Source organism: Ectopseudomonas khazarica, from assembly GCF_004521985.1.
In the GTDB taxonomy this organism is placed as follows: Bacteria; Pseudomonadota; Gammaproteobacteria; order Pseudomonadales; family Pseudomonadaceae; genus Aquipseudomonas; species Aquipseudomonas khazarica.
In genome coordinates this window covers 127,385-140,199 of sequence record NZ_SBHZ01000015.1, presented here as the reverse complement: position 1 = coordinate 140,199, position 12,815 = coordinate 127,385, and the positions used below count along the sequence as shown (strand labels likewise).

General features: G+C 68.1%; 11 protein-coding genes. 2 read left to right on the top strand and 9 right to left on the bottom strand.

What is annotated here, in order from left to right; genetic code table 11:
* Together EPK82_RS19195 and xopAW are read left to right on the top strand one after the other, a co-directional pair.
* Positions 1–909 (top strand): ATP-binding protein (locus tag EPK82_RS19195; RefSeq protein WP_134677685.1); only part of this gene is annotated, 909 nt, incomplete at its 5' end.
* A gap of 91 nt (positions 910–1,000) precedes the next feature.
* Complete coding sequence (gene xopAW / locus EPK82_RS19190; protein WP_167494379.1) at positions 1,001–1,723, top strand: XopAW family type III secretion system calcium-binding effector; 723 nt, start codon at positions 1,001–1,003, stop codon at positions 1,721–1,723.
* 45 nt (positions 1,724–1,768) lie between these two features.
* Here xopAW and EPK82_RS19185 read toward each other — a convergent pair whose 3' ends face one another.
* The 9 genes from EPK82_RS19185 to EPK82_RS19145 form a co-directional block, all read right to left on the bottom strand.
* A complete protein-coding gene (locus EPK82_RS19185) occupies positions 1,769–2,458 on the bottom strand; it encodes a response regulator (protein ID WP_134677683.1) in 690 nt (229 codons plus the stop codon).
* Positions 2,458–5,109: a sensor histidine kinase gene (locus EPK82_RS19180; protein WP_134677682.1), complete on the bottom strand. Its 2,652-nt coding sequence runs from the start codon at positions 5,107–5,109 to the stop codon at positions 2,458–2,460. The genes EPK82_RS19185 and EPK82_RS19180 overlap by 1 nt, the downstream gene beginning before the upstream one ends.
* Positions 5,110–5,119: 10 nt before the next feature.
* Positions 5,120–5,677, bottom strand: coding sequence for a potassium-transporting ATPase subunit KdpC (gene kdpC, locus EPK82_RS19175; protein ID WP_134677681.1), 558 nt, complete (start codon positions 5,675–5,677; stop codon positions 5,120–5,122).
* Between the two features lie 54 nt (positions 5,678–5,731).
* Positions 5,732–7,804 (bottom strand): potassium-transporting ATPase subunit KdpB, encoded by a 2,073-nt coding sequence (gene kdpB / locus EPK82_RS19170; RefSeq protein ID WP_134677680.1) that lies wholly within the window; start codon positions 7,802–7,804, stop codon positions 5,732–5,734.
* A gap of 13 nt (positions 7,805–7,817) precedes the next feature.
* Positions 7,818–9,506: a potassium-transporting ATPase subunit KdpA gene (gene kdpA, locus EPK82_RS19165; RefSeq protein WP_134677679.1), complete on the bottom strand. Its 1,689-nt coding sequence runs from the start codon at positions 9,504–9,506 to the stop codon at positions 7,818–7,820.
* Between the two features lie 10 nt (positions 9,507–9,516).
* Positions 9,517–9,606, bottom strand: a complete 90-nt coding sequence (locus EPK82_RS19160) for a potassium ABC transporter ATPase (RefSeq protein ID WP_037051350.1) — start codon at positions 9,604–9,606, stop codon at positions 9,517–9,519.
* A 183-nt stretch (positions 9,607–9,789) separates the two neighbouring features.
* Positions 9,790–11,124 carry a chromate efflux transporter gene (gene chrA / locus EPK82_RS19155; RefSeq protein WP_134677678.1) on the bottom strand — a complete coding sequence of 445 codons (1,335 nt, stop codon included), beginning with the start codon at positions 11,122–11,124 and terminating at the stop codon, positions 9,790–9,792.
* Between the two features lie 385 nt (positions 11,125–11,509).
* Positions 11,510–12,073 (bottom strand): hypothetical protein, encoded by a 564-nt coding sequence (locus tag EPK82_RS19150; protein ID WP_134677677.1) that lies wholly within the window; start codon positions 12,071–12,073, stop codon positions 11,510–11,512.
* Positions 12,074–12,384: 311 nt separating this feature from the next.
* Positions 12,385–12,759: a hypothetical protein gene (locus tag EPK82_RS19145; protein WP_037051342.1), complete on the bottom strand. Its 375-nt coding sequence runs from the start codon at positions 12,757–12,759 to the stop codon at positions 12,385–12,387.
* Between the last annotated feature and the right edge of the window lie 56 nt (positions 12,760–12,815).

The window sequence follows — 12,815 nt, the reverse complement described above, 5'->3', positions numbered from 1 at the left end:
GCGCTGGACGGCCTGCCGTCGCCCGAGGCCGGCCCTCCCCCGCCACGACTCGATGGCCCGCTGATCGTCTTCGGCTTTCAGCTGATCACCCTGCTGCTCGCGGCCTGGTACTGCGCGCGCCTGCTCAGCCGGCCGATCCGCCACCTGGCCGAGGCAGCCGAACAGCTGGCCGACGACCTCGACAGCCCGCCGCTGCCACTGGCCGGGCCACGCGAGACACGTCAGGCCGCCCAGGCCTTCAACCAGATGCAGCAGCGCATTCGCGGCCAGGTGCAGCAGCGCACGCGCATGCTGGCAGCGGTGTCGCACGATCTGCGCACGCCGCTGGCCCGCCTGAAACTGCGCCTGGAACAGATCCCCGACACGCAGGTGCGCGAGCGCATGGCCCTGGACCTGGCCGAGATGACCGAGATGCTCGATGCCACCCTCGGCTACCTGCGCCAGCTGCACAACGCCGAGCAAGCACAGAACCTGGATATCCAGGCGCTGGTCGAAGCGCTGGCCGAAGACGCCTGCGAACGCGGCGAGGATGTCGGCGTCCGGGGCCAGTGCGCGCCCCTGCAGGCGCGCCCGGTGGCACTGCGCTCGTGCATCAACAACCTGGTGGAGAATGCCCTGCGCTACGCCGAGCATGCCGAGATCGAACTGCGCGACGGCCCCGAGTGGGTCGAGGTACGCGTCATCGACTACGGCCCGGGCATCGCGCCGGCCTTGCGGGAAAGCGTGTTCGAGGCGTTCTACCGCGTGGAAGGTTCGCGCAATCGCAACTCCGGCGGCGTGGGCCTTGGGCTGACCATCGCCCGCGAGGCGGCGCAACGCCAGGGCGGCGACATCCACCTGGAAGAAACCCCCGGTGGCGGCCTGACGGCCATACTGCGCCTGCCACGCGCGCTCACGTGTCCTGCCTGATACAAAGTCCACACACCCCGTACATAAGCGCCCCTGAACCTGCCATGGCTGAAGAAGCCTCTTCAGCCAGCCAACCATGGGAGCAACGCTCATGATCAGTGGTGTCAGCAGTTACTCGGGCTACGCCTACAGCTCGACTTACTCCAGCACCCAGCGCAGCACCGCCAGCAGCGGAAGCTGCGCCGGAGGCCCGGCCAACATGCAGGAAAAGCTGTTCAGCCTGCTCGACAGCGACGGCGACGGCAGCGTCGCCAAGGAAGAACTGAGCAGCGTGCTCAGCGCCGCACAGGAGAACGACAGCAGCCTGACCATCGACATCGACGAGCTGTTCAGCCAACTCGATGGCAATGGCGATGGCAGCCTCGACAGCGACGAGATCGCCGCACTCGCACCGCCTCCGCCGCCGCCACCGGGCGGGCCCAACCCCGAGGACATGTTCGCCCAGCTCGACGCCAACGGTGACGGCCGCATTGATGCCGACGAACTCGCCGCACTGGCCAACGACGGCGCAGTCGACACCAGTGCCCTGCTCGCCGAGCTGGACAGCGACGGTGACGGCGGCCTCGACCTGGACGAACTGAGCGCACTCGCGCCACCCCCTCCGCCGTCTGGCGGCCCCTCATTCGAACTGGCGCAGAGTAGCGAAGGCGACGACGCGACGCTGGACAGCCTGCTCGAGGCCGTCGCCCAGCGCCCACCCAGGCCCGAGCTCGAACCACAGGTCTCGGAGATGATCGGCAAGCTGCTGCAGCACTACCAGAGCAGCCAGAACGACGCCGGCAGCCTGGGTAGCCAGCTCAGCCTCAGCGCCTGAGCGCGAGCCGCCGCTGGCCTCACTGGCGGCGGCGTCCAGCGCCGCTCAATCGCCCCTCAGGCGGTAGCCCACGCCCGCCTCGGTAATCAGGTAGCGGGGCGCGGCCGGATCGTCACCCAGCTTCTGCCGCAGATGACCGACCACCACGCGCAGGTAGTGGCTGTCACCGACGTGGCTCGGCCCCCAGATGTCGCGCAACAGCTGCTGCTGCGTCACCACGCGTCCGAGGTGCTGGCCAAGCAGGGCGAGCACCGCATACTCCTTGGGCGTCAGGGCGACTTCGCCGCCCTCCACGCTGACCCGTCGATAGGCCAGGTCGATGTTCAGCCCGCCACAGACGATGTTCGCCGGCAGCGCTTCGCGTACCTGCCCCTGGCGCAGCAGCACGCGCACACGGGCCAGGAACTCCTGAATACCGAAGGGCTTGCTCACGTAGTCGTTGGCGCCGCCGTCCAGCGCCAGCACCTTCTCGCCCTCGCTGGCGCGCACCGACAGCACCAGCACCGGCACCTGGCTCCATTCACGCAGGCGGCGCAGGACCTGCTGGCCGTCGAGATCGGGCAAACCAAGGTCGAGCACCACCACATCCGGGCTCTGCAAGGCCGCCTGGGCCAGACCGTCTTCGCCGTTCGCGGCCTCCAGCACCCGATAGCCCTGAGCACTGAGGGCGATACGCAGAAACTTGCGAATCTGCGCCTCATCGTCGATCAGCAGAATGCTCGGTCCCTGGCCCATCACTCTTCCTCGTTGGTTTGTGGTTGCGCGGTCAATGGCAGGTGCAGGGTGAGGCTGGCACCACGGCCATCCAGCCCGTCGCCGACGCTGACGCGGCCACCGTGGGCACCGACCATGCCCTGGCAGATGGCCAGGCCCAGCCCCGTGCCCTGGCCACCACGGTCCCCGCGCGCGGCGGTGTAGAACATGTCGAAGATCTTCACCCGCTCCGCCTCGGGAATGCCAGGCCCCTGATCGGCGACGACGAAACGCAACGTCTGTTCATCGAACTCCAGCGACACACGCAGACGCCCATCCGGCGGCGAGAAACGCGCAGCGTTCTCCAGCACGTTGACCAGCGCCTGCTCGATCAGCGCCGCATGCACGTACAGCAGCGGCGGCTCTGCCGGCAGCACACACTGCACCCGCAGCGGGGCAAGCACCGTGCGCAGGCGCTGCAGGGCGCTGGCGACGATGTCACTGGGCGCCACCCAGTCACGCGCCAGCTTGAGCCCGCCATGGCCCAGGCGGGTCATGTCGAGCAGGTTCTGGATATAGCGGTCGAGCCGTTCGGCCTCATCACGGGTGCCTTCCAGCAGCTCGTGGCGATCCGCTGCGGGGATCGCGTCGCCCAGTGCCAGCAGGGCGTCGATGGAACCGCGCATGGCCGTCAGCGGCGTACGCAGGTCGTGCGACACCGAGGCCAGCAAGGCACTGCGCAACTCTTCGGTCTGTCCATGCAGGCGCGCGGCTTCCAGCTCCTCGGCCAACTGCGCGCGCGCCAGGGCCTGTGCCAGCGGCTGAGCGAGCGCGGCGACCAGCCGGCGGCGCGTGTCCGTCAGCGGCGTGCCAGCGGCTGTCCGCAGGCCGAGCAGCAGCAAGGCGCCCTCCTCCCCGCACAGCGGCCACCACCACCAGCGGCTGCCCGGCAGGGTGTCGGTGCCGAGACCGGCGGGCTGCTCATGCTGCCAGGCCCAGTCCGCGGCAGCGCGCTCGGCGTCGGACAGCTCGATGTGCAGGCCACCCTCGTGCTGCCACGGCCCCTGCGCCATGCGCGACAGCAGCGTCAGTTGCACCTCCGCCCAGCCGCCCAGTTGCTGCTCGGCCACCGCCAGCACGGCCTGGCGGTCAGCGGCGACGGTCAGCTTGCGCGACAGCTCCAGCAGTGCCGTGGTTTCACCCTGCATGTGGCGCAGCGCCTGCACCTGACGCCGCTGACGGCTGGCCAGGTTACCGGTCAGGCCGGCCATGAGCAGGAAGAACAGCAGCGTCAGCACGTCCTCCTGACGCTGGATGTGCAGGGTCAGGGTCGGCGGGATGAAGAGGAAGTTGTAGACCAGAAACGACAGCCCCGAACACAGCAGCGCCGGCCCCAGACTGCTGCGTACGGCCACCAGCAACACGGCGGCGAGAAACACCAGCGAGATGTTCGGCAACTCCAGTATCCGCGCCAGCCCGAGGGCGATCAGCGTGGCACCGGCGGTCGCCAACAGCGCCAGCAGATAGTCGCGCCAGCGCGGTGCCGGTTGCCGGCCACGCCCGGCGTGCGGCTGCCCCGCCTCGGCATCCAGCACGCTCACTTCCAGTCCGGCCCCCGCCGCCAGCAGGCGCTCGCCAACACCACGGCCGAACCAGCGCCGTCGCAGGCGCCGTGCACTGCTGCCAACCAGAATCAGGCTGGCACGCCGCTCGCGGGCATGCTCGAGCAGCGTGCGCGCCACCGACTCGCCGTGCAGGATCACCACCTCGCCCCCCAGGCGCTCGGCCAGGCTCAAGGCCGCCTGCACCCGCCCACGCTGCACGTCGTCCATGGCCTGGCGGCTGTTGACGTGCACCACCGACCAGGGCAGATGACGCCGCTCGGCCACCCGGCAGGCGTGACGCACCAGGCGCTCGGCCTCGCCATCACCATCCACCCCCACCAGCAAGCGCCCAAGCACGCTGGGCGCGGCCTGGCCAAGCTGGCGGTAGCGCCGGTCGAGATCGGCATCGACCCGTGCGGCGGCGGTCTGCATGGCCAGCTCACGCAGCGCGGTCAGGTTGGTCGGAGAGAAGAACGCGTCGATGGCTGCCCGCGCCTGTTCGGGCATGTACACCTTGCCGTCGCGCAGGCGCTCCAGCAGCTCGCGCGGCGGCAGGTCGATCAACTGGATCTCGTCGGCTTCCTGCAGCACCCAGTCCGGTACGGTTTCACGCACCTGCACCCCGGTGATGTCGCGGATGCGGTCGTTGAGGCTCTCCAGGTGCTGGACGTTGACCGTGGTGTAGACGTCGATGCCGGCCGTGAGCAGCTCCTGCACATCCTGCCAGCGCTTGGCGTGACGACTGCCAGGGGCGTTGCTGTGCGCCAGCTCGTCGACCAGTGCCAGCCTCGGCGGATCGAGCAGCAGACCGTCGAGGTCCATCTCGCAGATTTCCAGGCCACGGTAGGGCAGGCGCCGTGGCGGCTGTTGCGGCAAGCCCAGCAGCAGGGCCTCGGTGTCGCTGCGACCATGGCTTTCGACCACCCCCGCACGCAACGGCACGCCCATGCGCAGCTGCGCATGGGCGGCCTGCAGCATGGCGTAGGTCTTGCCCACGCCGGGCGCAGCACCGAGAAATACCTTGAGCCGCCCACGGCCTTCGCGGGGCAGGTCGGCAAGCAGCGCTTCGGCGCGCAGGCTGTCAGTCATGGCGGGATCATCAGCGGGCGTTGAGGGGCGGATTGTCGATCAGCGCCAGGTTCAGGGCCAGCACATTGACCACCGCAGGGCCAAACAGCGGGCGTTCGGTGTGCGCCTCGATCAGCTGCGACAGCACCTCTGGCGCCAGGTTGCGCGCCTGCGCAATGCGTGGCACCTGCCAGGCAGCGGCCGCGGGTGACAGATGCGGGTCGAGGCCGCTGGCCGAGGTGGTCACCAGCTGCATCGGCACCGGCGCCTGAGCGTCGTGGCCGGCGCTGAGCCGTGCGACGCGCTCGTACAGGCGCGGATTGCTCGCCGCCAGGTTGCTGGCGGCGCTGGCCACGGTGGCGTAATCACCCGCCGAGGGGCGTGGCTGGAACCACTGATCGCCGTCGAAGGCCTGGGCGATCAGGCGGCTGCCACGCACCTGCCCCATTTCGTCTCGCACCAGGCTGCCGGCAGCCTGGTCGGGGAATGCCAGGTGCGCCATGGCCGTGACCGCAAGCGGGTAGGCGACGCCGGTCAGCAGGGTCATCAGCGCCAGGGTGGCGACGGCAGGGCGAATATGTTCGAGCATGATGGTTCTCCAGAAAGTTGCCCCGGATCAGCTCCGGGGCAGGTCGAGCGCGGACTACACCCAGCCCAGCGCCACCAGCAGCAGGTCGAGCAGCTTGATGCCGGCGAAGGGGGCGAGCAGGCCGCCGAGGCCGTAGATCAGCAGGTTGCGCCGCAGCAGCTGGCCGGCATCCAGGGCCCGGATGCGCACACCGCGCAGCGCCAGCGGGATCAATCCGACGATGATCAGGGCGTTGAACACGATGGCCGAGAGAATCGCGCTTTGCGGGCTGTGCAGCTGCATCAGGTCGAGTGCGCCGAGCTGTGGATAGATACCGGCGAACAGCGCCGGCAGGATGGCGAAGTACTTCGCCACATCGTTGGCCAGCGAGAAGGTGGTCAACGCACCGCGCGTCACCAGCAGCTCCTTGCCGACCTGCACCACGTCGATCAACTTGGTCGGGTCGCTGTCCAGATCCACCAGGTTGGCGGCCTCGCGGGCGGCCTGAGTCCCATCGTTCATGGCCAGCCCGACATCGGCCTGGGCCAGAGCCGGTGCATCGTTGGCACCATCGCCACACATCGCCACCAGCTTGCCCTCGGCCTGCTCGGCGCGGATGCGCGCCAGCTTCTTCTGCGGCGTCGCCTCGGCGATCACGTCGTCTACCCCCGCCTCGGCGGCGATGGCCGCAGCGGTCAGCGGGTTGTCACCCGTCACCATGACGGTGCGGATACCCATGGCGCGCAGTTCGGCGAAGCGCTCACGGATACCCGGCTTGACCACGTCCTTGAGGTGAATGGCGCCGAGCAGTCGCCCGTCAGCGGCCACCAGCAGCGGTGTACCGCCGCTCTTGGCAATCTTCTCCACCTCGCTCGCCAGTGCCGCCGGCATGCCGTCACGCCCCAGCCCGAGGTAGGCCAGTACGGCGTCCACCGCGCCCTTGCGATAGGCCAGGCCATCCACGTCGACACCCGACAGGCGTGTCTCGGCGCTGAAGGCGATCAGCCTCATGCCATCAGGAGCGGGCAACGCCAGCGGCTGCAGCGACGCCAGGTACTCGACGATCGACTTGCCCTCCGGGGTGTCATCGCCCTGCGACGCCAGCAGCGCCGCCCTGGCCAGCTCCGCCGCAGCGACCCCGGGCGCCGGGAGCAGCGCGCTGCAGCGGCGGTTGCCGAAGGTGATGGTGCCGGTCTTGTCCAGCAACAGGGTATGCACGTCACCGGCCGCCTCGACCGCGCGCCCCGACTTGGCGATGACGTTCAGGCGTACCAGGCGATCCATGCCGGCGATACCGATGGCCGAGAGCAGGCCGCCAATGGTGGTGGGGATCAGCGTCACCAGCAGCGCGGCGAGATAGATCAGCGGCAGGTTGCCGTCGGCGAAGCGGGCGAAGGGCTGCAGGGTGGCCACCACCAGCAGGAAGATCAGGGTCAGGCCGATCAGCAGGATATCCAGCGCGACTTCGTTGGGCGTCTTCTGCCGGCGCGCGCCCTCGACCAGAGCGATCATGCGGTCGAGCGTGGACTCGCCAGGATTGGCGGTGATCCTCACCAGCAGCCAGTCCGACACCAGGCGGGTATTGCCGGTGACTGCCGAGCGGTCCCCGCCGGACTCACGGATCACCGGCGCGGACTCACCGGTGATGGCCGCCTCGTTGACCGCCGCAATCCCTTCGATCACCTCGCCGTCGCCCGGTATCAGCTCGCCGGCCTCGACCCGCACCACATCGCCCGTACGCAGGCTGGCGGCGGCGACCGACTGGAACTGCGCACCGACCCGCTTGCGCGCCATCAGTCCCTGGCCGGCGGATTTGAGGCTGTCGGCACGCGCCTTGCCACGGCCCTCGGCCAGCGCTTCGGCGAAGTTGGCGAACAGCACGGTGAACCACAGCCACAGGGCGATCTGCACGCCCAGGGCAGTGCTTACCTGGCCATCCCCGGGCTGAGCGGCTGGCACGAAACACAGCACGCTGGTGACCAGCGCCGTCAGTTCGACCACCAGCATCACCGGTGAACGCACCATCTGGCGCGGGTCGAGCTTGACGAAGGCCTGCCTGAGGGCCGGGCGCCACAGCGCACCGAGGTGGGTCTGCACCTTGCCGCTGGACGGGTTGGCGCTGCATTGCGCCGATACATGGACATTCATCACGGGCGCTCCTTCACAGTGCCAGGTATTCGGCCAGCGGGCCCAGGGCCAACGCCGGCATGAAAGTCAGGCCACCCACCAGGAGGATGGTCAGAGTCAGCAACACGACGAACAGCGGGCCGTGGGTGGGGAAGCTGTTCCGCCCCAGCGGGGCCGTGCGCTTGGCCGCCAGGCTGCCAGCGATCGCCAGCACCGGCAGGATGTAGCCGAAGCGCCCGAGCAGCATGGCCAGGCCGAGCATGAGGTCGTGGTAGGGGGTGTCGGCGCTGAAGCCGGCGAAGGCCGATCCGTTGTTGCCGGTGGCCGAGCCATAGGCGTACAGCGCCTGGGTGAAACCGTGCGGGCCGGGGTTGCCGATGGAGGCCGCAGGTCCGGCGAAGCTCACCGCCAGGGCAACGCAGACCAGCACGCCGAGCGGCATCACCATCAGCGTGGCGACCAGCAGGCGCACCTCGCGCGCCTCCAGCCGCTTGCCCAGGTAGGCCGGTGTGCGACCGATCATCAGGCCGGCGAGGAACACGGCGATCAGCACGAACAGCAGCATGCCGTAGAGACCGGCGCCGATGCCGCCGAAGATGATCTCGCCGAGCACCATGTTGAACAGCGGCACCAGCCCGCCGAGCGCGCTGAAACTGTCGTGCATGGCGTTCACCGAGCCATTGGAGGCCGCCGTGGTGGTGGTGGCCCAGAGCGCCGAAGCGAAGCTGCCGAAGCGGGCTTCCTTGCCCTCCAGTGAGCCCACCTGCTCGACGGGCAGCCCCGCCAGCAGCGGATTCGGCTGCAACTCCGCCCAGGCACAGAGGCCCAGCCCCATGGCGAACAGCAACAGCATGCTGGCCAGGATCGCCCGGCTCTGACGCAGGTCCCGCACGTAGTGACCGAAGGCGAACACCAGCGCTGCCGGGACCAGCAGGATCGACGCCAGCTCCAGCAGGTTGCTCAGCGCCGTGGGGTTCTCGAAGGGGTGCGCCGAGTTGACCCCGAAGAATCCGCCGCCGTTGGTGCCCAGCTGCTTGATGGCAATCTGGCTGGCCGCCGGCCCCATCGGCAGGGTCTGCTCGCTGCCCTGCAGGGTGGTCGCCGCCACGTAGTCGCTGAAGGTCTGCGGTACGCCCTGCCACACCAGCAGCAACGCCAGCATCAGACACAGTGGCAGCAGGCCGTAGAGCACGGCGCGGGTCAGGTCGACCCAGAAGTTGCCCAGACGGTCGCTGGACTGCCGCGTCAGCCCCCGGCACAGCACCACCAGCACCGCCAGTCCCACCGCCGGGCTGACGAAGTTCTGCACCCCCAGGCCAAGCATCTGACTGAAATAGCTGAGCTGTGCCTCACCGCTGTAGGCCTGCCAGTTGGTGTTGGTGACGAAGCTCACCGCCGTGTTGAAGGCCAGCGGCAGGCTCATCCCGGCCACCTGCTGCGGGTTGAGCGGCAAGGCGCCCTGCAACAGCAGGATGCCGGTCAGCACCAGCAGGCAGACCAGCGTGAAGGCCAGCAGTGCGAGGCTATAGCCGCGCCAGCCCTGCTCCTGCTGCGGGTCGATGCCGGCGACACGGTAACAGGCGCGCTCCAGGGGGTGCAGCAGAGGGCTCAGCCAGGTGCGCTGGCCTTCCATCACGCGATAGAAGTAGCGCCCCAGAAACGGCGCCGGTGCCAGCACCAGCAGGGAAAAAGCTGCCAGCAGCAGCCAGTCGTTGTCGTGCATGGCCACCTCCTCAGCCGCGCCCGGCGGTGAGCAGAGCCACCAGCAGGTAGGCGAAGAGGCCGATCACCAGGATCAGCGACACACCATCGATTGCGTTCATGTTCAAAGCTCCACGATGCGGGACGTCCGCTCGCGAGCATTGTCGGAAGGCCCGCCGTAAAGATTCGATTGGCAGGCGGCTGGCGGGGCGTAAAGAAAGCGTATCGATGCAGCGCCGCCGGGCCCGTGGCGGCGCGCCGGCTCAAGCGCCGCGCAACCCGTCAGGCATTGGCAAGCCCGCCACTCAGGCCAGCAACTGCACCGCCAGCCCCAGCAGCGCACAGGCCAGCAGCGTCTCGATCACGCCGCGCCGCAAGCCCAGCAGCGCCACGCCCGCGCCCAGCGTGATCGCTGCCGACAGCCAGTCGAAGGTCCCGCCGAAGCCCTCTGGCCAGAGCACGTGATAGGCGAAGAACAGCGCCAGATTGACGATGACCCCGACCACCGCAGCGGTGATGCCGGTCAGCGGCGCGGTGAACTGCAAGCGGCCGTGGGTCGACTCCACCAGCGGCCCGCCGGCGAGGATGAACAGGAACGACGGCAGAAAGGTGAACCAGGTGACCAATACAGCCGCCAGAGCACCACTGGCGAAGGCCGAGTCGCCCGCGAACGGCGGCTGGCCGTAGGCACCGACGAAGGCCACGAAGGCGACGACCATGATCAGCGGCCCCGGCGTGGTCTCGCCGAGCGCCAGGCCGTCGATCATCTGCCTGGGCGTCAGCCAGCCATACTGCTCGATGGCGCCCTGATACACATAGGGCAGCACCGCGTAGGCGCCGCCAAAGGTCAGCAGCGCCGCCTTGGTGAAGAACCAGCCCATCTGCGTCAGCGTGCCCTGCCAGCCGAACGCCAGGGTCAGCAGGCCCATCGGCAGCAACCACAGCAACGCGCCCAGCAGCAGGATCAGCCCCAGGCGAGCGGGCCGGAAACGCGTATGCGCCAGGCGCGTGTCGTCATCGATCAGCGCCGCCACCGGGGCGGCGCCAACCTCGCCATGCGCAGCCGCGCCGGTGAAATGCTGCGGCGCCAGGCGCCCGCCAAGGTAGCCGATCAGCGCGGCAGCCAGCACGATCAGGGGAAAGGGCAGCTGCAACGCGAAGATCGCGACGAAGGCCGCCAGCGCGATGCCCCACAGCCAGGCGTTTCTCAGCACCCGCCCGCCGATGCGCCAGGCCGCCTGCGCCACGATGGCCGTCACCGCCGGCTTGAGGCCATAGAAGAGCCCCGCCACCAGGGGCACGTCGCCATAGGCCAGATAGACCCAGGACAGGCCGATGAGGATCAGCAGCGATGGCAGCACGAACAGCACGCCGGCGATCACTCCGCCCCAGCTGCGGTGCATCAGCCAGCCGATATAGGTGGCCAGCTGCTGCGCCTCCGGCCCGGGCAACAGCATGCAGTAGTTCAGCGCATGCAGAAATCGTCGCTCGGACAACCAGCGGCGCTTCTCCACCAGCTCCTGATGCATGATCGAGATCTGCCCGGCCGGCCCGCCGAAGCTGATCAGCCCCAGCTTCAGCCAGAAACGCAACGCCTGCAGCAGGCTGACCGGGGCAGGACGCTCTGGCGAATCGGACATTGGGCAGGCTCCAGCACGACGAAAACCGACCGCCCACTATAGCCGCGAAACATGACAGCGAAGCGACAGCGCACGAAAAACGACCAGCCTCCCGCAGCCCTTGTACCACCTGGCCTGGAACGCTTTTCCCGCATCTTATCCACAGCGCTTTCCCCAGATTCTGTGCATGAGCCGGGCGCCTGCGGCCAGCCCCTGCCCCGCTGTGGGAAACTCAACGCAAGTCATTGATTGATCGAACGATGCGACCTGTCGATGACGCCAACAAGACGTCACTGGGCAAAAACTGAACGGCTCCGGGCAGGCCGCGGGAATGCTAGGCAGGAAGGGCTTTTGCAAAGGTTATCCACAGGACTGCCAACAGAATCTGTGAAGCAATCGGGAGGCGTCAGCCGTTGTACAGATAGACCACCAGGCGCTTCTCGGGGCTGACGACGATCAGGCCGATCCGACCATAGGCGTAATAGCTGCCCGGGCTGTTGATAAGGCTGTCGACATCGCGTATCAGCGCGGCGGCCACCTCGATGCAGAAGCCATAACGGCAGAGGTAGTCGAGGCTGCTCAGCGACTGCTGGCGACTGTCCAAAGGCCAGTGCCGCTCGTCCGCGGCGATCGGCGTTTCTTTCCAGTCGCTGTACGAGCCGCGCCAGCGCCGCCCTGCAGTGGCGCTGTTGCCCGGCATGTTCTCGAAGAAGCCCAGCCCCGTGCCGGCGAGCGCCGCGGTGGCTGCGGGCAGGCGATAGACGAGAATCCCGGTCTCGTTGCCGCCTGGGCCGAATCCCCAGGACTCCTCCATGGCATAGACGATGGAGGTGACCTGCAGCGCGTCGGGCACCATGCTCAGGCGGTGCTCGTTGAGCGTGTGCAGATAGGCCAGGCGGATCGCCAACGCACAGGCGAAGGTGCCGAGGACCAGCGTTGCGTAGATGAGCAGCTTGCGAGCGGTGGACATGCGCCGTTTCGTCCCTGAAGGTCAGTCGTCCTGCCAGCCTGGGGAGCAGGCTGGCCCGCCCTACTCTACACAGGCCGGGACCACAGACAATGGGGACAACGGTCAACCGCCGCCTCTGTGCAACCCGCACACAGGGAAACGCCCGACAGACAGCTCGGTAATGCTGCTTATCCAAGGTTGCACGCGTTTGGCTCCCCTCTCCCATTCATGGGAGAGGGGCTGGGGGAGAGGGGACTAGGCGCGTCCGACTACTGCTCCTGGGAACAGCATTACGACAGGTCGGGCGTTTTCCTCAGCGTGCCGGCCCCGCTTCAGTTGCCGGCGGCCTTCAGCAGCGGGTTGCCATTGGCGCCGGCACCGCCGTTGGTCTTGTAGGCGTCCAGCAGTTTGCCGGCCTTGCTCCACTCGAACACGGTCGACTCGTTCTTGTTGTACGCCCCTGGTATCGCGGTGATCAGGCTGTAGTCGTACTTCCACACTTCCTTGCCGCTCAGCTCGGACTTGGAGTTAGGGTGACCGACCTGCTTGACGACCTCATCCTGAGTGGCACCGGAGCTTTTCAGCTGCTGCAGCGTTTCCGGGGCGATGTACACGCCGGTCTCGTAGTCCAGCGGCGTACGAACGTTGCAGCCTGCCAGCAGGGTCAGAGAGAGGGCCGCCGCGGCGATGAGGGTTGTCTTGTTCATGCTGAATGTCCTTGTTTTGATCCGTCCATACCGCCCACGGGGCCTCGGCGCTGCGC

Bases quoted from the DNA above. Each gene is read 5' to 3' on its own strand.
- xopAW (WP_167494379.1), top strand. From the start codon at position 1,001: ATGATCAGTGGTGTCAGCAGTTACTCGGGCTACGCCTACAGCTCGACT.
- EPK82_RS19185 (WP_134677683.1), bottom strand. From the start codon at position 2,458: ATGGGCCAGGGACCGAGCATTCTGCTGATCGACGATGAGGCGCAGATT.
- EPK82_RS19180 (WP_134677682.1), bottom strand. From the start codon at position 5,109: ATGACTGACAGCCTGCGCGCCGAAGCGCTGCTTGCCGACCTGCCCCGC.
- kdpC (WP_134677681.1), bottom strand. From the start codon at position 5,677: ATGCTCGAACATATTCGCCCTGCCGTCGCCACCCTGGCGCTGATGACC.
- kdpB (WP_134677680.1), bottom strand. From the start codon at position 7,804: ATGAATGTCCATGTATCGGCGCAATGCAGCGCCAACCCGTCCAGCGGC.
- kdpA (WP_134677679.1), bottom strand. From the start codon at position 9,506: ATGCACGACAACGACTGGCTGCTGCTGGCAGCTTTTTCCCTGCTGGTG.
- EPK82_RS19160 (WP_037051350.1), bottom strand. From the start codon at position 9,606: ATGAACGCAATCGATGGTGTGTCGCTGATCCTGGTGATCGGCCTCTTC.
- chrA (WP_134677678.1), bottom strand. From the start codon at position 11,124: ATGTCCGATTCGCCAGAGCGTCCTGCCCCGGTCAGCCTGCTGCAGGCG.
- EPK82_RS19150 (WP_134677677.1), bottom strand. From the start codon at position 12,073: ATGTCCACCGCTCGCAAGCTGCTCATCTACGCAACGCTGGTCCTCGGC.
- EPK82_RS19145 (WP_037051342.1), bottom strand. From the start codon at position 12,759: ATGAACAAGACAACCCTCATCGCCGCGGCGGCCCTCTCTCTGACCCTG.